The following is a 26,657-nucleotide window of genomic DNA, read 5'->3' as shown; positions in this document are numbered from 1 at the left end:
TGGAGCATCTTTAGAGTACCAGCATAGAGCACCAGCGCATCACGCGACCACTCCGCGCTCACCCTGCCGCGAGTCGTGCCGGCCATGCGCCATTACTTTCCTCTTGGAAAGGGTTCGACGAAGGGTGCAGTATCCGGCCTTGCCCCTGCCGGTCGTAGCGTCAGCCTGACGGGCAGCCGTCAGGGACGGCACGCGCCAACTATCATTGTTAAAGTCAGTCTGTACCGTGCAATACATAATTTTTTGCAATGAAGTAGACTGCGGAAATAGTTGTTTTTATATCTCATTAGTAGATTTTTAAGCAAATATTTTGCTTGTCGTCATGCATTGTGTGTATTATGTTTACAATATTATTAATTATTTGACGAATAACTATTTTTCGGAGGAATCTGAGCAGTGCAGCCTGGCCATGCAGCCGGCACGCCGCGCCGGATTTTTCCAGCCGTCATACCCGTCATCCGAAGGAGCTCGCTTGAACCACTTTATTCATTCCCGTCCCGCGCCACGTCTGTTGTGCGCCGCCCTGGTCCTGCTGGCCGCCGCCGGTCTGTCGGCCTGCGGCAACAAGGAAAAAAAGGCTGGCCAGGCGCTGGCCAGCGTGAACGGCGAAGAAATCACCGTCCTGCAGTTGAATGAAGAGTTGCAGCGGGCCGGCGTGCAGGCGCCGCAGCAGGCCGCGGCCAGCAAGCAGTTGCTCGAGTCGCTGATCGACCGCCAGCTGCTGCAGAATGAAGCGGCCAAGGAAAAGGTCGACCGCGATCCGAAAGTCATGCAAGCCATCGAGCGCGCCAAGGCGCTGATCGTTGCCCAGGCATACATGCAAAAACGCATCGGCGCGGCCACCCGCCCGAGCAAGGCCGAAGTGGAAGAGTACTTCGCGAAAAACCCCCTGTTCTTCAGCCAGCGCAAGCAATTCGATTTGCGCGAGCTGGTCATTCCGACGGCGGCGCTGAACGATGAACTCAAGGCCGTCATGGACCGCGCCAAGTCGCTGGAAGATGTGGCGCAATGGCTCGACGAACACAAGATCGCGTTTGGCCGCACCCAGGTGTCGCGCACCAGCGCCGACCTGGCGCCCGAACTGAGCGGCAAACTGCAGTCGATGCCCAAGGGCCAGCTGTTCATCGTGCGCGAAGGCGAGCGCAGCCTGCTCATCGCGCTGGCCGATATCAAGGATAGCCCGGTGGGCCTGGACGCGGCCGCGCCGCAAATCGAACAGTTCCTGGCCAACAAGAAGAACAAGGATGCGGCCGAAGCCGAGCTGAAGCGTCTGCGCGCCAGCGCCAAGATCGAGTATTTCAACAAGGATGCGGCGGCCTCGGCATCTGCCACTGCAGCGGCGGCACCAGCGGCAGCGGCGCCGGCGAACAGCGCGCATGAAGCCAACGAGCGCGGCGTAGCGGGTTTGAAATAAGTGACGTATCAACAAGTAGTTAAACATCAGCAATCTACCAACGGGAATCTGTAATCATGAAACGACTCGCAAACTGGATGATGGCGGCCTTCCTGGCCCTCGCCGCAGGCATGGCCGGTGCAGCCGATGTCCCCCTCGGGGCTGGTGATGTGCTGAAAATTTCCGTCTACGGCAATCCGGATCTGGGCCTGGAGACGCGCGTCAGCGAAGCGGGGGAAATCACCTTCCCGCTGGTGGGCGCGGTAGCGATCGGCGGTTTGTCCACCTCGGCAGCGGAAAAGAAACTGGGCGGCCTGCTCGAGAGCGGCGGCTTCCTGCGCAAGGCGCAAGTGAACATCATCGTCACCAGCCTGCAAAGCCAGCAGGCGTCCGTGCTGGGCCAAGTGAACCGCCCGGGCCGCTATCCGGTGGAAGGCAAGCGCAGCGTGATGGACATGCTGGCCATGGCCGGCGGCGTCAGTACTGACGGCGCCGACCAGATCACCGTGATCCGCAAGCGCGGCGGCACTGCCACGCGCGACGTGGCCGATATCCTCGACATCGTGCGCAACGGCGACCTGAAGGGCGACACGGAAGTGGGCGGCAACGACATCATCTACGTCGAACGCGCGCCGCGCTTCTATATCTACGGCGAAGTGCAGCGCCCGGGCGCCTTCCGCCTGGAACGCAACATGACCGTGCTGCAAGCCCTGTCCGTGGGCGGCGGTCTGACGGTGCGCGGCACCGAACGCGGCGTGCGCGTCAAGCGCCGCAATGCGGAAGGGCAGATGGAAGTGCTGCCGGTCAAGCATGACGACCTGCTGCGCGTCGACGATGTCGTGTATGTCCAGGAAAGCCTGTTCTAAGAGCAACTGGCTCCCTACCTTTTTGTATTGAAAGTTTCCAAATGAACCTCACCCAACTATTGCTGATTCTTCGGGCACGCAAGAAGATCGTGCTGCTGACCTTGATGATCACCGTGGCGCTGGCGCTGGGCGTCAGCCTGGTGCTGCCGAAGACCTACAAGGCCACCAGCACCTTGCTGATGAACTACAAGGGCGTCGATCCCCTGACCGGCATGACCATGCCGGGGCAGTTGCTGCCCGGCTACATGGCGACCCAGGTCGATATTATCGGCAGCAAGAACGTCGCCCTGCGCGTCGTCGACCAGCTGGAGCTGGCGCGCAGCCCCGCCGTGATCGCCCAGTTCAATGACGCGGCGCAAGGCAAGGGCACGGTGCGCGACTGGCTGGCCGACTTGCTGCTGAAGAAACTCGAAGTGATGCCGTCGCGCGAAAGCAGCGTGGTCGATGTCAGCTTCAAGGGCGCCGACCCGCAATTCGTCGCGGCCGTCTCGAACGCCTTTGCGGAACAGTATCAAAAGGTCAGCATCCAGCTGAAGGTCGACCCGATGCGCAAGGCGACGACGTACTTCGATGACCAGACCAAATTGCTGCGCGATAACGTCGAGCGCGCGCAAAGCCGTTTGTCGAAATACCAGCAAGATAACGGCATCGTCAGCGTCGACAACCGCCTCGACGTGGAATCGAACCGCCTGAACGACCTGTCGGCGCAACTGGTGCTGGCGCAGGGCCAGGCCATGGAAGCCAATTCGCGCCAGCGCATGGCGCAGGGCGGCAACCTGTCCGAATCGCCGGACGTGGCGTCGAATCCGCTGATCCAGAGCCTGAAGCTGGGCCTGGGCAACGCCGAGGGTAAATTGGCCGAGCTGGGCCAGCGCCTGGACCGCAATCACCCGCAATATCAAAGCGCCAAGGCGGAAGTGGACAAGCTGCGCCGCGACCTGGCCGAGCAGACGCGCGCCACCTCGCAAAGCGTGGGCAACAATGCACAGATCCTGCAGCAGCGCGAAGGCGCGATCCGCGCCGCACTGGCGGCGCAAAAAGCCAAGGTGCTGGAACTGAACCGGACGCGCGATGAAATGGGCGTGCTGAGCAAGGATGTGGAAAGCGCCCAGCGCGCCTTCGACGTGACCTCGCAGCGCCTGTCGCAGACGCGCATCGAAGGCCAGGCAGAACAGTCCGATATCGCCATGCTGAACCCGGCCACGGCGCCGATCGAGCCGGACAGCCCGAAGATTCCCCGCAACGTGCTGCTGTCGATTTTCCTCGGCCTCATGCTGGGCTGCGGCATCGCGCTGCTGGCCGAATTGCTGGACCGCCGTATCCGTTCCGACCAGGACCTGAGCGAAGTGCTGCAGATTCCCGTGTTCGGCGTGGTCGACTGGAAACCGAAACAGCGCCGCATGCGCGGTATGCTGCCGCGCCGCTTGCGCCTGAACTGAGATGGAACCTATCATGACTTCAAGTCCACACCTTCTGAATACCACCGCACCGCTGGTGCGCGGCGCCGATTCCAGCATAGGCGGCCTGTTGCTCGAATCGGGCAAGATCACGCCGGAAAACGCCGAACGCGTGCTGCGCATGCAAAAGGAACTGGGCATCCGCTTCGGCGAAGCGGCCCTGCGCCTGGGCCTGATCACGGAAGCCGATATCGAGCAAGTGCTGGCGCGCCAGTTCGACTATCCCTATCTGCAGCCGGGCGCCGGCAAGTATCCGCAGGAACTGGTGGCCGCCTACCAGCCATTCAGCCACCAGGTGGAAACCCTGCGCGCCGTGCGCAGCCAGCTGATGCTGCGTTGGTTCGCCCGCGGCAGCAAGTCGCTGGTGGTGCTGGGCATGGAGCCGGGCGACGGTGCCAGCCTGTTCGCCGCCAACCTGGCCGTGGTGTTTTCCCAGCTGGGCGAGCACACCTTGCTGGTCGACGCCAACCTGCGCGCACCGCGCCAGCAGGAAATCTTCGACCTGAAGACACGCCAGGGCCTGTCCGACGTGCTGGCCGGCCGCGCCGAACTCGATATCATCGCCAAGGTGGAATCGTTTGTCGCGCTGTCGGTGCTGGCTGCCGGCACTTTGCCGCCGAATCCGCAGGAATTGCTGAGCCGGACCTCCTTCGTCACGCTCAACAAGCAGCTGGAAAGCCGCTACGACGTGGTGCTTTACGACGTGCCGGCGTATGCCACCGGTTCCGATGCGCTGGCCGTGGCCGCGCGTGCCGGCGGCGTGCTGCTGGTGGCGCGCAAGAACAAGACGCCGATGGCGGAAGTGGCAGCCATGGCCGAGCAAATGACGCATAGCGGCGCCCAGGTGGTCGGTTCCGTGATGGTCGACTTTTGATGACTGCGCCTGGCCATGCCATGCCGCCGGCACGGTCCGGCCGGTCCGCCGTGCCGGACTGGCTGCCGCTGGCGCTGGGCTTCCTGGCCATGCTCGCGCCCAGCCTGGTCGGACTGTTCCGCGGCATCTGGTCCACCGAAGAGCAGGCGCACGGCCCCATCATCCTGGCCCTGTCGCTGTGGCTGATCTACCGCAAATGGCCCGAGATGCTGGCGCAGAGCGCCGGCGCCCGTCCGGCCCGCGCCGGCTGGCCGCTGCTGGCCGCCGCGCTGCTGCTGTATGTGCTGGGCCGTTCGCAGCACATCCTGTCGCTGGAAATCCTCGCCCTGATCGGCACCGGCCTGGCCCTGCTGCTGCTCAAGCGCGGCTGGATTGCCGCGCGCGTGCTGTGGTTTCCCTTCTTTTTCATGCTGTTCATGGTGCCGCTGCCGCTGCCGCTGGTGACGACCCTGACCATGCCGATGAAAATGGCCGTTTCGTATGTCACCGAACACCTGCTTTTCCTGGCCGGCTATCCGATCGCCCGCAATGGCGTGATCCTGCAGATCGGCCAGTACCAACTGCTGGTGGCCGACGCCTGCGCCGGCTTGCAGACCCTGCTCACGCTGGAAGCGCTGGGCCTGTTTTACCTGAACCTGGTGCGGCATACTTCGCCGTTCCGCAACATCGTGCTGGCCCTGCTGATCGTGCCGATTTCCTTTACCGCCAATGTCATCCGCGTGATCGTGCTGACCCTGATCACGTATTACTTCGGCGACGCGGCCGGGCAGGGCTTTCTGCATGGCTTCGCCGGCATGGTGCTGTTCATTTCCGCGCTGCTGCTGATCCTCAGTGTCGACAGCCTGCTGCAGTGGATCGTGCGCAGGCGCCAGGCGGGCCGCGCGCCAGCCATGGGAGCGTCGACATGAACGCGGCGCTGCGCAAGAACATGCTGCTGGGCGCCTTGCTGCTGGGCGCGGCCATCCTCAGCCACGGCGTGGCGCCGGGCGTGAAGCTGGCCGACCAGCGCCCGAGTTTTTCGCTGGAAACGGCGATACCGCAAGCGTTCGGCGAGTGGCGGGTCGACAGTTCCATCGTGCCGCTGCAGGTGGATCCGGAAACCCAGGAACGCCTGAACAAGATCTACAACCAGACCTTGTCGCGCACCTACATCAATGCGCATGGCGAACGGGTGATGCTGTCGATCGCCTACGGCGGCGACCAGAGCGACAACATGGGCGTGCACAAGCCGGAAGTGTGCTACGCGGCCCAGGGTTTCCAGGTCGAACGCGACGAATACGGCGAGCTGGCCTCGGCCTACGGCAGCCTGCCCGTGAAGCGCTTGTTGGCCGTGAATGGCAACCGCAGCGAACCCATCACGTACTGGATCACCATCGGCGACAAGATCAGCAAGGTCGGCATGCAGCAGCGCCTGGAGCAATTGCGCTACGGCCTGACGGGCACCGTCGCCGACGCCATGCTGTTCCGCGTCTCGAGCATCGATACGGATTTGCCGCGCGCGTACCGCTTGCAGGCCGATTTCGTCAATGGCTTGCTGGCCAGTATGCCGCCGGCGGAGCGTGGCCGCCTGATCGGCGCGCCGTCCCGTTGAGGCGCAGCGAAGCAGATAGCGAGAATCATGAGTAGCGACATCAACAAGAAAAGCGTCAGCGCCGTCAAGTGGGCGGCGATGGGCACGGTCCTCATGTTTGGCCTGCAGCTGGTCACGCAAGTGGTGCTGGCGCGCCTGCTGGGGCCGGAAAACTACGGCTTGTTTGCCATGGGACTGATCGTGCTGACATTTAGCAACTTCCTGGCCGATTTCGGTTTTTCCTGGGGGCTGGTGCAGAACCGCACGCTCAGCGAGGAAGATGTGCGCTTTACCGTGACGTGGCAGGCGCTGACGGGCCTGGCGGCCATGACCTTGCTGTTTTTCATGGCGCCCTGGATCGCTGCGTATTTCAAGGAGCCGCGCATCGCGCCCGTGATCGCGTGGATGAGCCTGACCTGCCTGCTGAACGCGCTGACGGCACCGGGTAGCAGCCTGCTGCGGCGCGCCCTCGATTTCCGCTGGCTCAACATCATCCAGGTGAGCAGCTACATCGTCGGCTACCTGCTGGTGGGCTTGCCGCTCGCGTATGCGGGCGCCGGCGTGTGGACTCTCGTGTGCGCCTGGCTGGGACAGGCGGCCACGGCGCTGGTCCTGACGTATGCGCGCACGCGTTTCTCGCTCAAGCCGCTGCTGTGGTACGAGGGCGCGCGGCGCTCGACGAATGTGGGCGTGACGGTGTTCGTGACGAATCTGTGCAACTGGTGCCTGAACAATATGGACCGCGTGTTCCTGGGCCGCTTCCTGAATGCCCACGCGGTGGGCGTGTATGCGGTCGGCTACAACCTGGCCAATACGCCCAATTCGCTGTTCCTGAGCGCCTTGCAGCCGGCGTTCCTGGCCACGGGCGCCAAGCTGCAGGACGATTTGCCGCGCCTGCGCGACACCTATCTGTCGGTGCTGGCGACCATCTGGATCATCATCCTGCCGCTGTTCGTGCTGCTGGCGATGACGGCGCCGGACTTGATCGGCGTGTTGTACGGCAAGGTGTGGCAAGAGTCGGGCATCGTGCTGAGCATCCTGGCGCTGGCCATGCCCGCGTACATCACGTGGGGCATGTCGACGCCGATTTTATGGAATACGGGCGGCAAGCACCTGGAAAGCCTGCTGCAGCTGCCGCTGATCGTGCTGGCCGGCGCGGCGCTGGTGCTGTGGGCGGAGCAGGGCGGGGCGGTGGTCGCCATGATCGCCGCCGGCACCCTGCTGGCGCGCGCGCTGGTGGTGGGTACGGTGGCGTGCCTGCGCCTGCAGGTGGGGCTGGGCGAACTGGCGCCACTGGCCGCGCGCGGCCTGGCGATGGGCTTGCTGGCCGCCGCCGGCAGCTGGGGCGGCGCCATGTTGGGCGGCCTGGGCGGCAGCCATCCGCTGCCGGCATTCCTGGGCGGCGCGCTGTTCGGCGGCGTGACCCTGCTGCTGGCCGTGCTGGCCTGGCCCGAACTGCTGGGCACGCGCGCGGTGGGCATGCTGGCCCGTTTCAGCCCGCCGCTGCCGGCCAGGGTGGTCTCTTATCTGCGCGCCCGCTGTGGCGCGCGCGACAACTTACTGGATACGCGAGAACTACATGAGTGAAATACTGTTTGGCCTGTTTGCCGTGGTCGCCGCGCTGGTGGTGGTGTTCGTGATCGCCTTGAGCATTCATTGGGGCAACAAGCGCGAGACGGGACTGGTGCCCTATGTGTTCTATCCGGTACTGCTGTCGATCGCCGTGGCGGCCATTTTGTCGAACCGCGATATCTCTGGCGATGAGCTCCAGATGGGCATGCAGGCGATGGTGCGCAACCCGGCCAGCGCCTGGTTTGGCCGGCTCACGTCCCTGTTCGTGATCTTTGCCTGCGGCGAGCGCATATTGCACCGCCTGACTTCGCGCGACAAGATCCAGCCGATGCCGATGCTGCTGTTCTGGGCGCTGTTCGTGTACTTCCTCAGCAATATTGTCAGTCCGGCCCTGTTGGGGCGCCATACCAGTGTCTCGCATGAATACCTGTACATGTTCCTGGCCGGCTATGCGGCGCTGCTGATGACGCCGAAAGAGGTCGACCTGAGCGTCATTTCGATGCGCAACGCCACCTTGCTGTTCCTGGTGCTCAGCGCGGCCGTGTTTGTCTGGAAGCCGAACATGGTCATCAACAAGAGTTACCACGGCCTGATTCCCTTCCTCAGCATTCGCTATACGGGCCTGGCCAATCACGCCAACAGCTTGGGACCGATGGTGGTGGTGTTCCTGTTGTGCCTGTGGCGCAAGCCCTATGCCTCGCACCTGCTGAACCTGTTCGCCTGGGGTGTGGGCCTGGGCAGCCTGTTGCTGGCCCAATCGAAAACCAGTTGGATCGCCTGCTTCCTGTGCTTTGCCTGTGTCGCGTATTTCGGTTTCCGTGAACAAATCAAGGAGCGGCTGTTCGATTACCGCCGCCCGCAATTGTCGATCATCGGCATCTTCTGCTTCATCCTGTTGTGCACGTTGGGCATGCTGATGGTAATGTTCGGCAATCTCGACGCCAAGCTGGCGCGCTTTGCCTCGAGCAACGAAGGCTTTGACCTGATCAGCTTGACGGGCCGCGACGTGATCTGGCAGGTGGCGCTGCAGGAATGGCACAAAAATCCCGTGTTCGGCTATGGCTTGCCGCTGTGGGATGACGCGTTCCGCGTCAGCATCGGCATGCCCTACGCCACCCATGCGCATAGCCAGTTTTACCAGAGTCTGGCCAGCGCTGGCACCATCGGGGCCATCGGCCTGGTACTGTATGCCATGGCACTGCTGTATGCCTGCGCGCGCACGGCCCGTGCCAGCCAGGGCCTGTCGATGGCCCTGTTCGTGCTCATTGCCATCCGTTCGATCAGCGAAGTGCCGCTGTCGCTGACGGGCTTTGCCGCAGAGGCGATGACGCACCTGCTGCTGCTCATTATCTTGACGGCGTATTATCCGGCTGCCGACCGGCAGGCGGTCAGGGCGCGCAAGGTGCGCGTGCCGGGGATGGCTTGATGCTGTGCTCGGTCATTGTGCCGCTGTATAACAAGGGGCCATATATCGAAGCGGCGCTGGCCTCGGTGCTGGCGCAAACCCATGCCGACTGGGAAGTGGTGGTGGTTGATGATGGTTCCAGCGATGATGGCGCGCAGCGCGTGCGGGCCTGCGCCGATGCGCGCGTGCGGCTGGTAAGCCAGGCGAATGGCGGCGTGTCGCGCGCGCGTAACCGCGGCATCCAGGAAGCGCGTGGCGAATTGATCTGTTTTCTCGATGCGGACGACTGGTATGGCCCCGTGTATCTGGAAACCATGGTGGCGATGGCGCGCGCGCATCCGTCGGGGTCGTTTTTCGCCTGCGGCTTCGAACGCATACCGGACAGCAGCCTGGCCGCGCTCAGCTACCAGGGCGTGGCGGTGCGCGAGACGCGCCTGCTCGACGACTTTTTCGAGCGCCGCCGCCGCGGCGGACCGTTTTTCTGCACGAATTCCGTGGCCATCTGGCGCAGCGACTTGTTGCCCTTGCAACCGTGCTTTCCGGAAGGCGAATCGGCTGGCGAAGACCAGGATCTGTGGTTTCGGCTGGCCGAGCGCCTGACGCTGGTGTTTACGCCGGCACAGCTGGTGGCTTACCGTGTCGAGGTGGTCGGCAGTCTGTGCGCGATCGAATCGGTCGATGTGCTGGCGCCCACCTTCGAGCGACTGGAGCAGCGTGCCCTGGCCTGGCCGGCGGCCAAGCCGGCGCGCCGTTCGGCCTTGCGGCTGGTGTCCGATGCGCGCGTCAGCGTGGCGCGCGCGGCGCTGGCGCGGGGCCGCCGCGGCGAAGCGCTGGCCGGGCTGCGCCGCGCCGCCAGCGGCGGCATGTCGCGCCACTGGTGGGTGGCCCTGGCCTTGTGTTGCATGTTGCCGACCAGGCTTGCCATAAAATGGCAAATGTGGCGCGAAACGCACATTAGTAGCTGAGAAGAAACTAATATTAGTGCTTGTAAGAATACTTTAGGTATATGCTGCATATATTCGCAGTGCCTTCCGCAGTGTCTTCGCCTATTACCCGATCTTGTACGGCGGGCCGTCCTGTGTCTCGCAAGCAGCCTCGACAGGAGGCGTATGCCCACGCAGCGGCGGTATCTTGCTCGATAGTTGATGTTAAGAAGGTAATCTATGAAATTCGCTAAATATACGCTGGTCAAGGTAGCGCTGCTGCTCGTCTGTTCAGCTTGCGGCCAGGCCCAGGCCGACTGGGCCCTGGCGACAGACCCGCTGGCCATCCGCACCTTGCCGGACAACCGCCAGATCCAGCCGCAAAATCCCCCCAGTTTCAGCTGGTCGCGCCATCCGCAGTCGCCGGCGTCCTACATCATTGAAGTGCGCTCCGCAGGCGCCGTCGTCGGCACCTTCACGTCGGCGCGCAACTGGTATCTGCCATCCAGGAAATTTGCGGATGGCACGTACACCTGGCGCGTGCGTCCCGGCACGAGCAATGAATGGTCGAGCCCGCGAACCTTTGTGATCAATGCCACCTCGAAAGTGTTCGAAGTGCCGGAAAACAGCACCTTGCGCGCTGCCGTCGTGTTGCGCCCGCGCCCGCGCGGCTTGGAAGATAACGCGACCTTTTTTGCGAACTGGAGCGCGGCCAAGCGCACCGACCGCAGCCAGGTGCTGACCTGGCTGAGCAATGAGGTCAAGCGCAACATGACGGAACTCGCGCCCGTTTCCGACGCCGAATGGCCTTTGTCGCCGGGCAAGGTTCGTACCGCCGCCAACGAGGCGCAGAATGCGCGCGTCATTTCGCGCACGAATCTGAGCGCACGCCAGCTGGAGGCTGCCTCGCTGCTGTACCGCGTGACGGGCGAGAACCAGTATCTGGTGGAGGCGCTCAAGCGTGGCGACCAGCATGCCGCGCTCAGCACGAGCGGCGGCACCAGTTTTGTCAACCATGACCAGGGCAACCGCGCCATTGCGCAAAGCCTGATCAAGGCTATCGACAATCTGGCCAGCGCCCTCGATGCGCCGCGCCGCGCCCTGTGGCTGGAGAAGGTGCGCGTACGCACGAATGCGATGTACCTCGACCTGGCCGCACAGACGGGGCGCCTGGACCAGTATCCCTACGATTCCCACGCCGCCAGCAATATCGGTTTCCTGACGCTGATTTCAACGCTGTCCCTGGGCGATATCCCGGAGGCGAAGGACTGGTTCGATTTTTCGTTCCGCGCCTTTGTCAGTTCCTACAGCGTGTGGAGCGGCCCGGAAGGCGGTTTCGCCAACGGCACGGCGTATGCCGAGTATGAGGCCGACTACGCGCTGCAGATATGGCCCGCCCTGGCTTACGCGACCAAGGTCGACCTGTTCACCAAACCCTGGGCCAGCGGCTTTCTCGACTACCTGATGCATTTCGTGCCACCCGGTTCGCAGACCCACGTGTTTGGCGACGGGCACGAGACCTTGCCTGAAATCCGCATGATGAAGGGTTTCGCCGCGCATTTCGCCACGCCTGCCGCGGCATGGTATTTCAAGAACCTGATCCGTACCGACGATTCGCTGGCCACGCTGCAGGCACCGTACCCGTTGCCGGTGTCGACCGTCACCACGGCCGCGCCGCCAGCGAACTCGGCGTATTACCCGAGCATCGGCTGGGCCGCCATGCACAGCGACATCGGCAATCTGCAGCGTACCTCGGTGTATTTCAAATCGAGTCCCTATGGTTCGTTCAATCACAGCCATGGCGACCAGAACGGCTTTGTGCTGGCCAGCGCGGGCGTGCCCCTGCTGACGGAAAGCGGCTGGTATGACTGGTACGATTCGCCACTGTGGAGTTCCTGGTACCGCCAGACCAAGGCGCACAATGCCCTGACGTTCGACAATGGCCAGGGCCAGTTGGTCGACGGCTATGAAACGACCATGGCGCGCAATGGCCGCATCACCGCTTTTGCCCCCAAGGCAACCGTCGACTACGTGGCGGGCGACGCCACGCTGGCGTATGGCGGCCAGCTCAAATCGGCGCTGCGCAAGCTGTGGTATTTGCGCACGATGGACGCCGTGGTGGTGCAGGACCAGGTGACATCGGCCACGCCGCGCGTGTTCGAGTGGAACTTCCATACGTATGCGCCTATCGTGGTCGACGCCGGCGGCGCCATCTCGGTGACGAATCAGGGCCGCAAGGTGTGCGTGGTGCCGGTCAGCACCGGTGCGCGTTTCGAAAAGCGCACGGGACCTCCGCCGCAGCCTGGTACCTACGAAGAGCATGGGGTGTTCATCAAGTCGGCCGCGGCGCTGAGCGGTGAATTCCTCACGGTGCTCGATGTCGGCTGCAAGAAGCCGCTGATCACGCTGGGCAGCAACGGCACGGCCCGCACGCTGACGGTTGGCAAGCAAGTGGTGACATTGCCGAACTGAGCGCTGGTTCCAGCAAAATCCACTGTCGTTGTTGCGGCAGTGGATTTTTTTCAAGGCGCCAACAGAAATTGTTCGATTTCCTGGCCCGGTCCGCCGCGCTGTTCCATGCGGGCATAGGCGCGCGACACTTGCCCGGCCAAGGCTTCGCGGAAGGCATCGTCGGACAGGGCGCGGCTCAAGCCTTCGCGCATGGCGCCGCTGTCGCCTGCGGCAACGAAGCCGGCGTAATCACGTCCCAGGTAGGCTTCGATGGCTTCGTGGCGCGTGGCGATCAGTGGTTTGCCATTGCGCAATACCCGTAGCAGCACGCTCTGGCCACACGCTTCGCCCTGGCTTTTCAGCGGCATGGCGACCACCCGGCTGCGTGCCAGCAGCATTTCAAACTGCGCTTCCGGCAAGTCGAGATGGACCGTCGTCTGCGCCGGATCTTGCGCGGGGATCTGGTTTTGCGCCGACGCCACGATCACCAGCTGCGCCCCCAGTCCGCGCGTCGCATCGAGCAGCAGGTCGTAATCGCGGTTGGAAAAGCCGCCGGCGAAGATGCTGCCGTCATCTTGCCGCTGGGACGGCGCGGTGGCGCCGTCGAGATGCTGGCGCCACAGGTGGAAATGCACGGCGGCGGGCGCGATGCCGACGTTGTCGGTCAGGTTCAGCGTTTCACCGCTGGAAAAGGTAATGAATTCCAGTCCGGGGAAATTGAGCAGGCGCCAGGCCCGGTTGATCACGTTGCGTGCCCGCGCGCCATGGATGAAGCAAGCCATTACCAGCAGGCGCTGCGGGCGCGGCAGCAGGCCCACGCGTATCAGCGCCAGCACGGGCAGCGCTTGCCAGCCGACAACCAGCAGGCGGTCTTGCCGGCTCCATAATTTGCGCGTGCGCAACAGTGATGGCGACAGCATGGCCGCCAGGATGGACAGTTTGCTGCGCATGTGCGGCTGCGCCTGCGCGTCCGGTCCGATATGCGTCACGCGCGCGCCGCTCGCCGCCAGGTGCTCGACGATGTCGTGGTAGGTTCCGGCTTCCGACAGCAGCACATGGATCATTGTTGCGCCTTATTGAAAATGGACATTATCACATTAAAACAACAGCCAGCGCCGTTGCGGCCGTCGTTGTCACTGACTTAATGATTGGCAATCGACAGCATTATAACAATAGCATTAATATAGATGTTTACATATTGTTTCAATGCACGGCATGCCACGCTGCGGTGATGTGCCGCGCCATTGCTGGCCGCTGCTAGCATAAACTTGTCGTGATGCTATTAATGCAATATAATTAATCATTTCGTAAGGCCGTGATATGCTTCGGCGCATGGCGTATTGTATCTGCCTCAACCTTCTTTTGCCGTCGAACCGCCTATGTCCCTGAAGATTTTGCAACTGGTGCCGGAAAGCCTGCCCACGTTTCGTCCCGATGTGGCGGTGCTGTTCGGTAAATACCTGCCGCGCTACGGCGTCGAATGCGATATCGTGGGCATGCCGTCGCAACAGGCGCCGCAGGCGCAGGGCTTCCGCTCCGTGCGCCACGGACGCTTCCTGGGCAACCGCCTCCTGCGTGAACTGGCTTTCCAGTGGACCTGCCTGCGCGCCCTGATGGGCGCCCGCCGCGCCAGTTGCGATGCGGTCCAGGTGCGCGACATGGTACCCACGGGCCTGCTTGCCTTGCTGGCGGCGCGCCTGAAGGGCATCCCGTTCTATTACTGGGTGTCTTACCTGATCAGCGAGGGACGCATCGAACGCGCGCGCAGCAGCCTGGCGCAACGCCCCACCTTGCGCGCGCGCCTGGTGCTGTGCAAGGGATTGCTCGAACAATGGTTGCTGTACCGTATTGTGTTGCCACGCGCCAATCACGTCTTCGTGCAAAGCGAAGCGATGCTGCGCATGATGCAGGCGCGCGGCATCGCGGCGCAGCGCCTCACGGCCGTGCCCATGGGTGTCGACATGGAAGTGTTGCAGGCGCAAGCCATCGCGCCCATCCGGCCGGCTGGCTGGGAGGAGGTGCCCTTGCTGGCTTACCTGGGCACACTCGACCAGTCGCGCCAGCTGGAACGCTTGCTGGACGCCTTGCTGATCGTGCGCCAGACCATCCCCGCTGCCTGCCTGCTGCTGATCGGCGCTTCCGATACGCCCTCCGATGTCGATGACTTGCTTGCCTATGCGCAGCGCGCCGGGCTGGCCGATGCCGTGCGCGTGACGGGCTGGCTGCCCTCGGACCAGGCGTGGCCCCTGCTGGCCGGGGCCGATGCCGCGCTGTCGTATATTCCCCGTGGCGCCCTGTTCGACGTCAGTTCGCCCACCAAGCTGCTCGAATATCTGGCCTTGCGCATGCCGGCCGTGGGCAACGACAGTCCGGATCAGGTCGAGGTGCTGACGGCCAGCGGCGCAGGCTGGCTGACGGCCAGCGAACCGGCCGCCATGGCCGCGGCGATGACGGCCATCTTGTCCGATGTGCCTGCGGCGCGCGCCCGTGCCCAGGCCGGCGTCGCCTATATCGAGGCGCAGCGCAGCTACCGTGTGCTGGCGCAGGCACTGGCGCAGCGCTACCAGGATCTTGCCAGTGCGCGCAGTTGACGCCCGTGGCTGGATGAGCAGGCAAGAAGTTGTTGCCGAACACGTAAACGGCGCTCAGAATGCACCATGGGTGGTGTTCCCTGGAAGAAAATTGTTGTAGATATTAGCGCAATGCAGCAAATATATTTGTCTTCGCGTCTAAATTACAAAAGTACAACATATAATACCAATATGACTACGATAATGCTGCTAGGACCTGCACTGACTGCGGTGAGCGGGGTAACCACCCATTTGAATCAACTATTTCACAGTTCTTTGTCGCAAGACTACAAGCTGGTGCACTTCCAGGTCGGTAGCGAGGGCCGCAACGAGTCGCGCCTGCACAAGCTGCTGCGTTTTGCCTGGAGTCCCGTGCAGTTCGTGCAGGCCGTGCGCAAGCAGCGTCCGCAGATCGTGCATATCAACACCTCCATGGAGTGGCGCAGCTATTGGCGCGATATCGTGTATCTGCTGCTGGCCAAGGCCATGGGCAAGCGCGTCGTGTACCAGGTGCATGGCGGCGCCTTGCCGCAAGTGTTTTTCAATGGCAAGCCATTGCTGACGGGCCTGCTGCGGCGCGTGCTGCGCGCGGCCGATGTGGTGGTGCTGCTGGCGCAATGCGAACTGCAGGGCTATCGCGACTTCGATCCCGCGCTGGCGCTCGACGTGATCCCCAACGCCATCGATGCGGGCAGCGACCCTGGCGACAGGCCGCTGGCGCCGCAGCGTCCGCTGTCACTCGTGTACGTGGGGCGCCTGGCGGAAAGTAAGGGCTTGTTCGATCTGCTCGAAGCGCTGCGCCTGGCGCGTGCCGCTAGCGTGGAAGCAACGCTGTCACTGGCCGGCAGCGGCCCCCTTGAAGGGGCGTTGCGCGAGCGCGTCGCCAAACTGGGCTTGCAAGAGGTGGTGCGCTTTCTCGGCCCCGTCTTTGGCGCCGAAAAGGAAGCCGTGTGGCGCCAGGCCGACCTGTTCGGTTTTCCCACCTTGCATCAGGAAGGCTTGCCGTATGCGCTGCTGGAAAGCATGGCCGCGCGCACGCCCGTGCTGGTGTGCCCGGTGGGCGCGATTGCCGACGTGATGCAGGATGGCGTGCATGGCGTGTTCTTGCCGCCACGCAAGCCCCAGGCGCTGGCGGACGCCATCGTGCGCCTCGACGCCGACCGCGCCCTGTTGCAGCGCATGGGGCAAGCGTGCCGCGAGCGCATCGAAAGCGCCTATACGGTCGAGCGCCTGGCGCAGGATTTCCGCCGCGTCTACCGCGCCTTGCTGGCGCCGCCGGCGCTCTAGCCGAATTCTTTTTTAAGCGAGCCTATATGTGCGGTATTGCCGGTTTGATCTTTCCCTCGTCCGTTGCCGGCCTGCCGGCCGCGCTCGACGCCATGGGACGCGCCATCGCCCACCGCGGCCCCGATGATACGGGCGTGCTCCAGGCGGCCACGGCCGACGGCGCCTGGCAGGTGGGCTTGCTGCACCGCCGCCTGTCCATCATCGACATCGCCACGGGCCACCAGCCGCTGGGCAATGAGACGGGCGACGTGCAAATCATCTTCAATGGCGAAATCTACAATTTCCAGCCCTTGCGCGACGAGCTGATCGCGCTGGGCCACCATTTCCGCACGGCATCGGACACGGAAACCATCGTGCATGCCTACGTGCAATGGGGCGAAGAGTGCGTGCAGCATTTCCGGGGCATGTTTGCGTTTGCCATCTGGGATGCGCGCAAGAATTGCCTGTTCATGGCGCGCGACCCGTTCGGCAAAAAACCCCTGTTCCTGTGGCAGCACGAGGGCAAGCTGGCTTTCGGCTCGGAAATCAAGGCGCTGCTGGCCTTGCCGGACGTGGCGCCGCAAGCGGACGAGGCCGCCATCTGGGATTATTTCGCCTACCGCTACGTGCCGGGCCCGGCCACCTTGTTCCAGGGCATCCGCAAGCTGGCGCCCGGTTCCACGGCCACGTGGGAAAACGGCGTGCTGCGCGAGCGCGTGTATTACACGCCGCCCGACAGCCGGCCCCGCCTGGCGGCCCCGTTGCCGGCCGACCCCGTCGCCACTTTCCTCGACAAGCTCGATGAATCGGTGCGCATCCGCATGATTTCCGACGTGCCCTTCGGCGCCTTCCTGTCCGGCGGCATCGACTCGTCGGCCATCGTGGCGCTGATGTCGCGCCATGCGGGCGTGCCCGTGAAAACGTTTTCCGTCGGCTTCAAGGAGGGCGGCTTCAGCGAACTGGCGTATGCGGCCGATATCGCGCGGCAATTTTCCACGGAACACCATGAGCTGGAAGTGTCCGTCGACCAGGTCATCGCCTTGCTGCCCGACCTCGTGCGCTTCCGCGACGCCCCCGTGGCCGAACCATCCGACATTCCCATCTACCTGCTGGCAAAAGAATCGCGCAAGACGGTCAAGATGGTATTGACGGGCGAAGGCTCCGATGAAATCCTCGGCGGCTACCCCAAGCACGTGTACGAGCGCTATGCGGGCCATTATCAGATGCTGCCGGGCTTGCTGCGCCGCGGCGTGATCGAGCCGGCCGTCGGCGCCTTGCCCTACCGTTTCCGCCGCGCCAAGACGGCCATCGTCAACCTGGGCCTGGAAGCGTTCGACGAACGCATGCCGCGCTGGTTCGGCATGATGTCCGACCAGGAACGCGCGCGCCTGGTGGCCATGCCGGCGCCGTCGCGCCAGCGCGATCCCGCGCTGGGCTGCGGCAGCGCCGGCAACAGCGCCTTGCGCCGCATCCTGTGCTTTGACCAGTTGAGCTGGCTGCCCGACAACCTGCTCGAACGGGGCGACCGCATGACCATGGCCGCCTCGCTGGAAGCGCGCATGCCCTTCATGGACCACGAACTGGCCGCGTATGTGTCGAGCCTGCCGGACGAGTACCGCGTGCGCGGCCGCAGCACCAAGTGGATCTTGCGCGAAGCCATGAAGCAGCTGCTGCCGGAAAATATCCTGTCGCGGCCGAAAGTGGGCTTCCGCGTGCCCGTCAACGAATGGTTCCGCGGCCCCATGAAGGATTATTTGTACGAACACTTGACGGGCGCCGAGTCGCGCACGCGCCACTATTACCATGCGCAAGCCCTGCAGCAGGTGCTGGCCGAGCACGTGGCCGGACGGCAAAACCACGAGAAGCTGCTGTGGAGCTTGCTCACCCTGGAAATCTGGCACCGCCAGTATCTGTGAGACGTCCATGCTGAGCAACTTGTCCTGGAAACTGAACCGCTTGCGCGCCATGGGGGCGCCCGAGGTGGCGCACCGCGTGCGCGATGCGGTGCAGCAACGGCTGCAGGCGCGCGGCTATGGCCTGGCGACTGTGCCGCCGCCGGCCGCGCGCCAGCGTTTCGGCGCGCCATGGCTGGGCTTGCCCATTGATGCTGCGCCGCACCTGGCGGCGGCCGAACGCATCCTGGCGGGCCGCTTCGACGTGTTCGCTCAGCGCGATGCGGAGCTGGGTTTCCCGCCGCAATGGAACCGCGATCCGAAGACGGGCACCGTGGCGCCGCTGGACTTTGGCAAGACGCTCAATTACCGCGATGAAACCGTGGTGGGCGACATCAAATGCCTGTGGGAACCGAACCGCCACCTGGCCGTGGCCGACCTGGCGATGGCGTACCGGCTCGGCGACGACCTGCGCCATGCGCTCGGCGCGCAAGCCTTGCTGGAATCGTGGTGGCAGCAATGCCCGTATCCGCTGGGGCCGAACTGGAGCAGCGCGCTGGAACTGGCCTTGCGCCTGGTCAGCTGGTCGCATGCGTGGCATTTGCTCGGTGGCATCAACAGCCCCTTGTTCCAGGGTGCGCAAGGGCAAGCCTTCCTGCAGCGCTGGCTCGACAGCATCTACCAGCATTGCCATTTCATCGCGGGACACTTTTCGCGCCACTCGTCGGCCAACAACCACCTGTTTGGCGAGTTGACGGGCTTGCATATCGCCGCGCTCACATGGCCGTGCTGGCCGGAAAGCGCCGGCTGGCTGGCGCAGACGGAAGGCGAGCTGGAAGCGCAGGCGCTCAAGCAAAACGGTCACGATGGCGTGAACCGCGAGCAAGCCATTTATTATCAGCACACGGTGGCCGATGAAATGCTGCTGTGCGTGCTGGCGGGCCGCGCGAATGGCCGGCCCCGCTCGGACGCTTTTTTGCGGCGCCTGGAAGCCATGCTGGCATTTATCGCCGCCATGACGAATGTGGCGGGCGAAGTGCCGATGATCGGCGACGCCGACGACGCGCTGCTGGCGCACTGGGACAAGGCGCCGGACGCCAATCCCTACACCTCGCTGCTGGCCAGCGGCGCGGCCCTGTTCGGCCGCGCCGACTTCAAGGCCAGGGCGCGCACTTTCGACGAGAAAAGCGCGTGGCTGCTGGGCGCGGCGGGGAGCCAGGCATTTGACGCCTTGCCGGACGCCGCGCCCGATACCTTGCCGCGCGCCTTCCCCGATGGCGGCTATTACGTGATGGGCGCCGGCTTCGGCACGCCCGGTGAAGTGCGCCTTATTGCCGACGCCGGCCCGCTGGGCTACCTGGGCATTGCCGCGCACGGCCATGCCGATGCGCTGGCGCTGACCTTGTCCGTGGCGGGCCAGATGGTGCTGGTCGATCCGGGCACCTATGCCTATCACACGCAAAAGCAGTGGCGCGATTATTTCCGCGGCACCAGCGCGCACAACACCGTGCGCATCGATGGCCGCGACCAGTCCGAGTCCGGTGGCAACTTCCTGTGGCTGCGCAAGGCCACGGCACAGTGCCTGGCGTGGCGTGACGATGCCGACGGGCAATTCTGGAGCGCCAGCCACGATGGCTACCTGGGCTTGAAAGATGCCTTGCTGCACCGGCGCGACGTGCGCGTGGCACCTGGCGCCGCGCTGATCGTCGTCGATGACGTGCTCGAATGCCAGGGCGCGCACGCGGTGGAGCTGTTCTGGCACTTCGATCCCCGCTGCAGTGTGCGGCTGGACGGCCAGGTGTTGCGCGTGGCAGGCGACGCCTTCGCGCTGGACATGCATTTGCCGCAGTTGCCGGAGGCCTCCGTGCAACTGGTGTGCGGCAGCGACAATCCGCCCTTGGGCTGGATTTCGCACCGCTTCGATGAAAAACAGGCTGCGCCTGTGTTGGTCTGGCGCGGGCGGCTGCAAGGCGCGGCCACCTTGCGCACGGAGTTTCACCTGAGTTTGGCTACCCCTGATCTGTCAGAAAATACGAGGAAAACATGAAAATTAGCATATTTGGTTTGGGTTATGTGGGTGCCGTCTCGGCTGGTTGCCTGGCAACGGATGGACACGAAGTCATCGGCGTCGATCCGAACAGGACCAAGGTGGAACTGATCAACCAGGGCACCACGCCCATCATTGAAAAAGACATCGGCGAGATGATCGCCGCCACCGTGAAAAGCGGCCATTTGCGCGCCACCTTCGACGTGCGCGACGCCGTCTTCGGCTCGGACATGTCGCTCATCTGCGTGGGCACGCCATCGCAGCTCAATGGCAACCTGGACCTGAGCCACGTGCGCAAGGTGTGCCAGGAAATCGGCGCCGCCATCCGTGAAAAGGATACTTTCCACGTCGTCGTGGCGCGCTCGACCATGCTGCCCGGCTCCATGCGCTCGCTCGTCATCCCGACCCTGGAAGCGGCGTCGGGCAAGGTGGCCGGCGTCGATTTTGGCGTGTGCAACAACCCGGAATTCCTGCGCGAAGGCACGGCCGTCTACGATTACTACAATCCGCCGAAGACGGTGATTGGCGAATCCGATGAAAAGGCGGGCGCGCTGCTGGTGCAGCTGTATGAAAAGATGGATGCGCCGCTGGTGCGCACGGACGTGGAAACGGCCGAGATGGTCAAGTACACGGACAACACCTGGCACGCCGTCAAGGTGGCGTTCGCGAACGAGATTGGCAACATCTGCAAGGCCGTCGGCATCGATGGTCACACGGTGATGGAGATTTTCTGCCAGGACACCAAACTGAACCTGTCGCCGTACTACATGAAGCCGGGCTTTGCCTTCGGCGGCTCGTGCCTGCCGAAAGACGTGCGCGCGCTGACCTACAAGGCGCGCAGCCTGGATCTCGATTTGCCCTTGCTCAATTCCATCCTGCCATCGAACCAGAAGCAAGTGGAAAAAGGCATTAAGATGATCGTCGACAAGGGCGCGCGCAAGGTGGGCATCCTGGGCTTCTCGTTCAAGGCCGGCACGGACGACTTGCGCGAGTCGCCGCTGGTCGACGTCATCGAATACCTGCTGGGCAAGGGCTACGAGCTGAAACTGTACGACAAGAACGTCAACCTGGCCGCCTTGACGGGTGCCAACCAGGATTATATCCTGAACATGATCCCGCACATTTCCAAGTTGATGGTGGACAACATGCAGGACGTGCTCGATTTTGCCGACACCATCGTCATCGGCAACGGCGCGGCCGAATTCAAGAGCGTGCCAGGCAGCCTGCAGCCGCACCAGCACATCGTCGACCTGGTGCGCATCAGCAAAGAACAAAGTGGAGAGCAATATGACGGCATCTGCTGGTAACACCGTGGCAGGCCAGCCGCGGCGCGTGCTGATCCTGGTGGAAAACCTGCCGTCGCCGTTCGACCGGCGCGTGTGGCAGGAAGCGACCACCCTGCATGCGAATGGCTACGAAGTATCGATCATCTGCCCGACGGGCAAGGGCTACGAGTCGCGCTACGAAGCCATCGACGGCATCCATATCTACCGCTACAACCTGCCGCTGGAAGCGGAAGGAGCCAAGGGATACCTGGTCGAATATACACTGGCGCTGTTCCACACCTTCCGCCTGGCGTGGAAAGTGCATTTCGCGCGCGGCTTCGACGTCATCCACGCCTGCAATCCGCCCGACTTGCTGTTTCTCATCGGCGGCTTCTTCAAGTTGACGATGGGCAAGCGTTTCCTGTTCGACCACCATGACATCAATCCGGAGCTGTACGAAGCCAAGTTCGGCCGGCGCGATTTCTTTTATAAACTGATGGTGCTGTTCGAGCGCTGGTCGTTCCAGAGCGCCGACGTGTCGATCGCCACCAACGAGTCGTACAAGAAGATCGCCATCGAGCGTGGCGGCATGCGGCCCGAGGATGTCTACGTGGTGCGCAGCGGACCCAAGCTGGACCGCCTGCGCGTGCTGCCGCCCGTGCCGGAACTCAAGAAGGGCCGCACTTACCTGGTCGGCTACGTGGGCGTGATGGGGGCGCAGGAAGGCATCGATCTGCTGCTGCAGGCGGCGCAATACATCGTGCAAACCCTCAAGCGCGAGGATGTGCACTTCGGCCTGGTCGGTGGCGGCACCTCGCTGGAACAGATGAAGCAGATGGCGCAGGACATGGGCATCGCCGACTACGTGACGTTTACGGGGCGCGTGCCGGATCAGCAATTGCTGGAAATGCTCAACACGTCTGACGTGTGCGTGAACCCGGACGTGGCCAACGACATGAACGACAAGTCGACCATGAACAAGATCATGGAATACATGGCGCTGGGCAAACCGATCGTGCAGTTTGATCTGGTCGAGGGCAAGGTGTCCGCGCAGCAGGCATCCTTGTATGCCTTGAAGAACGATCCCATCGACATGGCGCGCAAGATCGTCGAATTGCTCGACGACCCGGCCCGCCGCGAGCAGATGGGGGCATTCGGCCGCCATCGCGTGATCAACGAGCTGGAGTGGGAATATGAGGCACCGAAGCTGCTGGCCGCGTATGCGCGCCTGTTTCCCGCCGCCGCGCCCGCCGTTCCCGTAACCTTGAGCAAGGATGGCCGCTGAAGTGCGCCCCACCGTGATGGAGCATGCTGGACGATGAAAGCAATGATACTGGCGGCAGGCAAGGGCACGCGCGTGCAGCCGCTGACCTATGATTTGCCCAAGCCGATGATTCCCATCCTGGGCAAGCCCGTGATGGCTTACCTGGTGGAACATCTGGCGCAGCATGGCGTGACCGACATCATGGTCAACGTCAGCTACCTGCATGAAAAGATCGAGGAGTATTTCGGCGAAGGCCACCAGTTCGGCGTGCGCATCGGCTACTCGTTCGAAGGCTATACGAACGATGCGGGCGAGGTCGTGCCGCAACCGCTCGGTTCGGCCGGCGGCATGAAGAAGATCCAGGAGTTCGGCGGCTTTTTCGACGACACGACGATCGTGCTGTGCGGCGACGCCTTGATCGACCTCGACCTGGAAGCGGCTCTGCGCGAGCACCGCAGCAAGGGCGCGCTGGCGTCCGTCATCACCTTGGAAGTGCCTTGGGACAAGGTATCGAGTTATGGCGTTGTGGTCAGCGACGAAGACGGGCGCATCCGCGCCTTCCAGGAAAAGCCGGCGCAGGCCGATGCGCAGTCCAATTGCGTCAGTACCGGCATCTATATTATCGAGCCGGCCGTGCTGGACCTGATTCCCGCCGGCCAGCCCTTTGATATCGGTTCGCAACTGTTTCCCTTGCTGGTCGCGCAAGGCTTGCCCTTCTATGCGCAAAAGCGCCAGTACAACTGGATCGATATCGGCAGCATCAAGGATTACTGGGAAGTGCTGCAAAGCGTGCTGATGGGAAAAGTGGCCAATTTGCACGTGCCGGGTACCCAGATCGCCGATGGCGTGTGGGCCGGCCTGAATACGAGCATCGACTGGAGCGGCGGCACGCGCATCGAAGGCCCCGTCTACATCGGCTCGGGCTGCCGCATCGAGGCGGGCACGACCATCATCGGGCCGGCCTGGATCGGCCATGGCAGCCATGTCTGCGGCGGCGCCGAAGTGGTGCGCAGCGTGCTGTTCGAGTACACGCGCGTGCTGCCTGGCGTGCGGCTTGATGAAATGATCGTCTTCAAGGATTATAGTGTCGACCGTGCCGGCCAGATGCGCCATGTCTCCGACTATGAGAAAGATGCCTGGGGCAATGCGCGCGACCGGCGCAGCCTGCGCCGCGACGAAACGCCGCCGGCCCTGTATGCTGCCCAATAATTGCTGCCCAATAATTGCTGCCTAGTAAATGCTGCCCAATAAACTGTTTTTGAAATGAAACCATGAAAATTTACCCAGTCATCCTGTCCGGCGGTTCGGGCACCCGTTTATGGCCGCTGTCGCGCGCCGTGCTGCCCAAGCAACTATTGCCGCTGGTAACGGACAAGACCATGCTGCAGGAAACGGCGCTGCGCGTCACCAGCCTGCCCAACCGCCGTGCCGGCGATAGCGGACTGGCCGGTTTCGAGGTCATGCCGCCGCTGGTGGTGTGCGGCAATGAACACCGCTTCATGGTGGCCGAGCAACTCCGCGAAATCGGCTTGCCGCCGCTGGGCATCTTGCTCGAACCGGTGGGGCGCAACACGGCGCCGGCCGTGGCCGTGGCCGCGCAATACCTGCTGGCCATCGACCCGCAGGCGCTGATGCTGGTCTTGCCGGCCGACCATGTCATCACCGACGTGGCCGCGTTTCACCAGGCCATCGCCGAGGCGGCACTGCTGGCGGCCGATGGTGCGCTGGCCACCTTCGGCATCGTGCCGACGGCGCCGGAAACGGGCTATGGCTATATCCGCAGCGGCGCGCCCGTCAGCCCTGGCGCCGTGGGCTGCAAGGTCGAGCGTTTCGTGGAAAAGCCGGACCTGGCCACGGCGCAGTCGTTCCTTGCCGCTGGTAATTATTCCTGGAACAGCGGCATGTTCATGTTCCGCGCCGAACGCTATCTGGGCGAGCTGGGGCAATTCCAGCCCGCCATGCTGGCCGCCTGCGAAACGGCCGTGCGCGACGGCTACCGCGACCTCGATTTCTGCCGCCTGGAAGAGCAGGCCTTCGCCGCCTGCCCATCCGATTCGATCGACTATGCCGTCATGGAGCATACGGCGCATGCGGTGGTGCTGCCGGCCGCCATCGGCTGGAGCGATGTGGGATCATGGTCGGCCCTGTGGGAAGTGCAAGCTGGGGACGCCAACGGCAACGTGGTGCGCGGCGACGTGTACCTCGACGGCGTGCGCAATTGCCTGGTGCGCGCCGAGCGCCGCATGGTGGCCGTGCTGGGCGTGCAGGACTTGATCGTGGTGGAAACGGACGACGCCATCCTGGTGGCGCACAAGAACCAGGTGCAGCGCGTGAAACAGGTGGTCGACCACTTGAAGCAGGCGGGACGCAGCGAACACGTGCAGCACCGCAAGGTGTACCGCCCGTGGGGCAGTTATGAAGGCATCGATATCGGCGAGCGCTTCCAGGTCAAGCGCATCACCGTCAATCCGGGCGGCAAGCTGTCCTTGCAGATGCATCACCACCGCGCCGAACACTGGGTGGTGGTCAGCGGCACGGCGCAAGTGACGTGCGGCGAGAAGGTGACTTTACTCACGGAAAACGAATCGACCTACATCCCCATCGGCATGACGCACCGGCTGGAAAATCCGGGCAAGCTGCCCTTGCACCTGATCGAAGTGCAGTCGGGCAGCTACCTGGGCGAAGACGACATCGTGCGCCTGGAGGATGTCTACCAGCGCGCCTGATGGCGCTATAATCGGAGGGCAGCCGCGCCCCTGGCCGCCTGCCTCCGATCCCTCCCTTACCGGTGCACCGACCCTTGCGCAACTTCCTTTGTCTTTCGCTGGCGCTGGCCGCCGCCGCCCATGCCGAGCCTGTCGCACCTGTCCCACCTGCGGCCCCGCCCGGATTGCAGGCGTCGCAGCTGGCCATCGTCATCAACGACGCCGAGCCCAACAGTATCGAAGTGGGCGAGTATTACCGCAAGGCGCACGGCATTCCGGCCGCCAATGTGGCGCACGTCAACATTCCCAACCGCCCCCGCAAGCTCAGCATCGATCAGTTCGCGCAGTTGAAGGAGCGCATCAATGCGCAGCTGAAACCCGAGATCCAGGCCGTGCTGATGGTGTGGAGCGCGCCGTATGCCGTCGAATGCAATGCCATCACCTCGGCTTTTACCCTGGGTTATGACGGGGATCAATGCGCGAAGACGTGCGACCCCGGCAAGCCCAGCGCGTATTTCAACAGCGAAGCGGCGCAGCCTTACACGCAGCTGGGCTTGCGCTTGTCGATGCTGCTGCCCATCGATTTCGTGGAAGAGGCCAAGGCCGTGGTGGACCGGGGCGCCGTCAGCGGCTTTTCCGTGCCGGCCGCCAGCGCGTACTATCTGACCACCAGCGACGCGGCGCGCAACAGCCGGGCCGGTTTCTTTCCGCCCGCCGGCGTCGTGCGCCAGCGCAAGCTGACCGTCAAGAACCTCAAGGCGGACAGCCTGGAAGGGGCGCAAGACATCATGGTGTACCAGACGGGGCAGGCCAAGGTGGCCAAGCTGGAAACCCTGCATTTCCTGCCCGGCGCCCTTGCCGACCACCTGACCTCGTTTGGCGGCGATTTGCAGGGCAGTAGCCAGATGAGCAGCCAGCGCTGGCTGGAAGCGGGCGCGACGGCCAGCTATGGCACCGTCAGCGAACCGTGCAGCTATTGGCAGAAGTTTCCCAATCCGACCGTGCTGCTGCGCCGCTACCTGTCCGGCAGCACGGCGCTGGAAGCGTACTGGGGCAGCGTGCTGTGGCCGGCCCAGGGCCTGTTCATCGGCGACCCGCTGGCCGCCCCGTATGCGGGCTTCCGGCGTTGATGCCTGA

At 63.5% G+C, this 26,657-nt stretch carries 20 protein-coding genes; 19 read left to right on the top strand and 1 reads right to left on the bottom strand.

The window, feature by feature from the left end; genetic code table 11:
• Nucleotides 1–472 precede the first annotated feature (472 nt).
• From ACPJXG_RS21285 to ACPJXG_RS21240, 10 genes are all read left to right on the top strand, one after another.
• Nucleotides 473–1,414: an EpsD family peptidyl-prolyl cis-trans isomerase gene (locus ACPJXG_RS21285; protein ID WP_425252260.1), complete on the top strand. Its 942-nt coding sequence runs from the start codon at nucleotides 473–475 to the stop codon at nucleotides 1,412–1,414.
• A 56-nt stretch (nucleotides 1,415–1,470) separates the two neighbouring features.
• A complete protein-coding gene (gene epsE, locus ACPJXG_RS21280) occupies nucleotides 1,471–2,259 on the top strand; it encodes a polysaccharide export protein EpsE (RefSeq protein ID WP_425252259.1) in 789 nt (262 codons plus the stop codon).
• A 41-nt stretch (nucleotides 2,260–2,300) separates the two neighbouring features.
• Nucleotides 2,301–3,698, top strand: coding sequence for a chain length determinant protein EpsF (gene epsF, locus ACPJXG_RS21275; protein ID WP_035825815.1), 1,398 nt, complete (start codon nucleotides 2,301–2,303; stop codon nucleotides 3,696–3,698).
• Between the two features lie 13 nt (nucleotides 3,699–3,711).
• Complete coding sequence (gene epsG, locus ACPJXG_RS21270; protein ID WP_035828798.1) at nucleotides 3,712–4,590, top strand: chain length determinant protein tyrosine kinase EpsG; 879 nt, start codon at nucleotides 3,712–3,714, stop codon at nucleotides 4,588–4,590.
• Complete coding sequence (gene xrtB / locus ACPJXG_RS21265) at nucleotides 4,590–5,498, top strand: exosortase B (protein ID WP_425252258.1); 909 nt, start codon at nucleotides 4,590–4,592, stop codon at nucleotides 5,496–5,498. Before epsG ends, xrtB begins: the two co-directional genes overlap by 1 nt.
• On the top strand, nucleotides 5,495–6,181 hold the full coding sequence (epsI, locus tag ACPJXG_RS21260) for an exosortase-associated protein EpsI, B-type (RefSeq protein WP_425252257.1): 687 nt from the start codon (nucleotides 5,495–5,497) through the stop codon (nucleotides 6,179–6,181). Before xrtB ends, epsI begins: the two co-directional genes overlap by 4 nt.
• 27 nt (nucleotides 6,182–6,208) lie before the next feature.
• Nucleotides 6,209–7,747: a lipopolysaccharide biosynthesis protein gene (locus ACPJXG_RS21255; RefSeq protein ID WP_425252256.1), complete on the top strand. Its 1,539-nt coding sequence runs from the start codon at nucleotides 6,209–6,211 to the stop codon at nucleotides 7,745–7,747.
• Nucleotides 7,740–9,158 carry an O-antigen ligase family protein gene (locus ACPJXG_RS21250; RefSeq protein WP_425252255.1) on the top strand — a complete coding sequence of 473 codons (1,419 nt, stop codon included), beginning with the start codon at nucleotides 7,740–7,742 and terminating at the stop codon, nucleotides 9,156–9,158. The genes ACPJXG_RS21255 and ACPJXG_RS21250 overlap by 8 nt, the downstream gene beginning before the upstream one ends.
• Complete coding sequence (locus ACPJXG_RS21245) at nucleotides 9,158–10,102, top strand: glycosyltransferase family 2 protein (RefSeq protein WP_425252254.1); 945 nt, start codon at nucleotides 9,158–9,160, stop codon at nucleotides 10,100–10,102. The genes ACPJXG_RS21250 and ACPJXG_RS21245 overlap by 1 nt, the downstream gene beginning before the upstream one ends.
• A 198-nt stretch (nucleotides 10,103–10,300) precedes the next feature.
• The gene (locus ACPJXG_RS21240) at nucleotides 10,301–12,532 is read left to right on the top strand and encodes a heparinase II/III domain-containing protein (protein WP_176388647.1); all 2,232 of its coding nucleotides are present in this window, start codon (nucleotides 10,301–10,303) and stop codon (nucleotides 12,530–12,532) included.
• A 50-nt stretch (nucleotides 12,533–12,582) separates the two neighbouring features.
• On the opposite strand, the gene ACPJXG_RS21235 is transcribed toward ACPJXG_RS21240, so the two are convergent.
• Nucleotides 12,583–13,575, bottom strand: a complete 993-nt coding sequence (locus ACPJXG_RS21235) for a hypothetical protein (RefSeq protein WP_176388646.1) — start codon at nucleotides 13,573–13,575, stop codon at nucleotides 12,583–12,585.
• Between the two features lie 315 nt (nucleotides 13,576–13,890).
• Here ACPJXG_RS21235 and ACPJXG_RS21230 point away from each other — a divergent pair, with 315 nt between their 5' ends.
• From ACPJXG_RS21230 to ACPJXG_RS21190, 9 genes are all read left to right on the top strand, one after another.
• Nucleotides 13,891–15,102 carry a glycosyltransferase gene (locus tag ACPJXG_RS21230; RefSeq protein WP_176388645.1) on the top strand — a complete coding sequence of 404 codons (1,212 nt, stop codon included), beginning with the start codon at nucleotides 13,891–13,893 and terminating at the stop codon, nucleotides 15,100–15,102.
• A gap of 231 nt (nucleotides 15,103–15,333) precedes the next feature.
• Nucleotides 15,334–16,368: a glycosyltransferase family 4 protein gene (locus ACPJXG_RS21225; protein ID WP_161784214.1), complete on the top strand. Its 1,035-nt coding sequence runs from the start codon at nucleotides 15,334–15,336 to the stop codon at nucleotides 16,366–16,368.
• A gap of 26 nt (nucleotides 16,369–16,394) precedes the next feature.
• Nucleotides 16,395–18,263, top strand: coding sequence for an asparagine synthase (glutamine-hydrolyzing) (asnB, locus tag ACPJXG_RS21220; RefSeq protein WP_035825825.1), 1,869 nt, complete (start codon nucleotides 16,395–16,397; stop codon nucleotides 18,261–18,263).
• Nucleotides 18,264–18,270: 7 nt separating this feature from the next.
• Complete coding sequence (locus ACPJXG_RS21215) at nucleotides 18,271–20,286, top strand: alginate lyase family protein (RefSeq protein WP_425252253.1); 2,016 nt, start codon at nucleotides 18,271–18,273, stop codon at nucleotides 20,284–20,286.
• A complete protein-coding gene (locus ACPJXG_RS21210; RefSeq protein ID WP_425252252.1) occupies nucleotides 20,283–21,593 on the top strand; it encodes a nucleotide sugar dehydrogenase in 1,311 nt (436 codons plus the stop codon). Before ACPJXG_RS21215 ends, ACPJXG_RS21210 begins: the two co-directional genes overlap by 4 nt.
• Nucleotides 21,574–22,836 (top strand): glycosyltransferase family 4 protein, encoded by a 1,263-nt coding sequence (locus ACPJXG_RS21205; protein WP_219313019.1) that lies wholly within the window; start codon nucleotides 21,574–21,576, stop codon nucleotides 22,834–22,836. Before ACPJXG_RS21210 ends, ACPJXG_RS21205 begins: the two co-directional genes overlap by 20 nt.
• A 33-nt stretch (nucleotides 22,837–22,869) precedes the next feature.
• Nucleotides 22,870–24,024, top strand: a complete 1,155-nt coding sequence (locus ACPJXG_RS21200; RefSeq protein WP_035825832.1) for a sugar phosphate nucleotidyltransferase — start codon at nucleotides 22,870–22,872, stop codon at nucleotides 24,022–24,024.
• Between the two features lie 62 nt (nucleotides 24,025–24,086).
• On the top strand, nucleotides 24,087–25,541 hold the full coding sequence (locus ACPJXG_RS21195; RefSeq protein ID WP_035825834.1) for a mannose-1-phosphate guanylyltransferase/mannose-6-phosphate isomerase: 1,455 nt from the start codon (nucleotides 24,087–24,089) through the stop codon (nucleotides 25,539–25,541).
• Between the two features lie 74 nt (nucleotides 25,542–25,615).
• Nucleotides 25,616–26,650 (top strand): TIGR03790 family protein, encoded by a 1,035-nt coding sequence (locus tag ACPJXG_RS21190; protein ID WP_099401027.1) that lies wholly within the window; start codon nucleotides 25,616–25,618, stop codon nucleotides 26,648–26,650.
• Nucleotides 26,651–26,657: the final 7 nt, after the last annotated feature.

Origin of the sequence: Janthinobacterium sp. NFX145 (assembly GCF_049810325.1) — a bacterium.
Taxonomy (GTDB): Bacteria; Pseudomonadota; Gammaproteobacteria; order Burkholderiales; family Burkholderiaceae_D; genus Janthinobacterium; species Janthinobacterium rivuli.
This window is presented reverse-complemented; position numbering and strand designations above follow the sequence as displayed.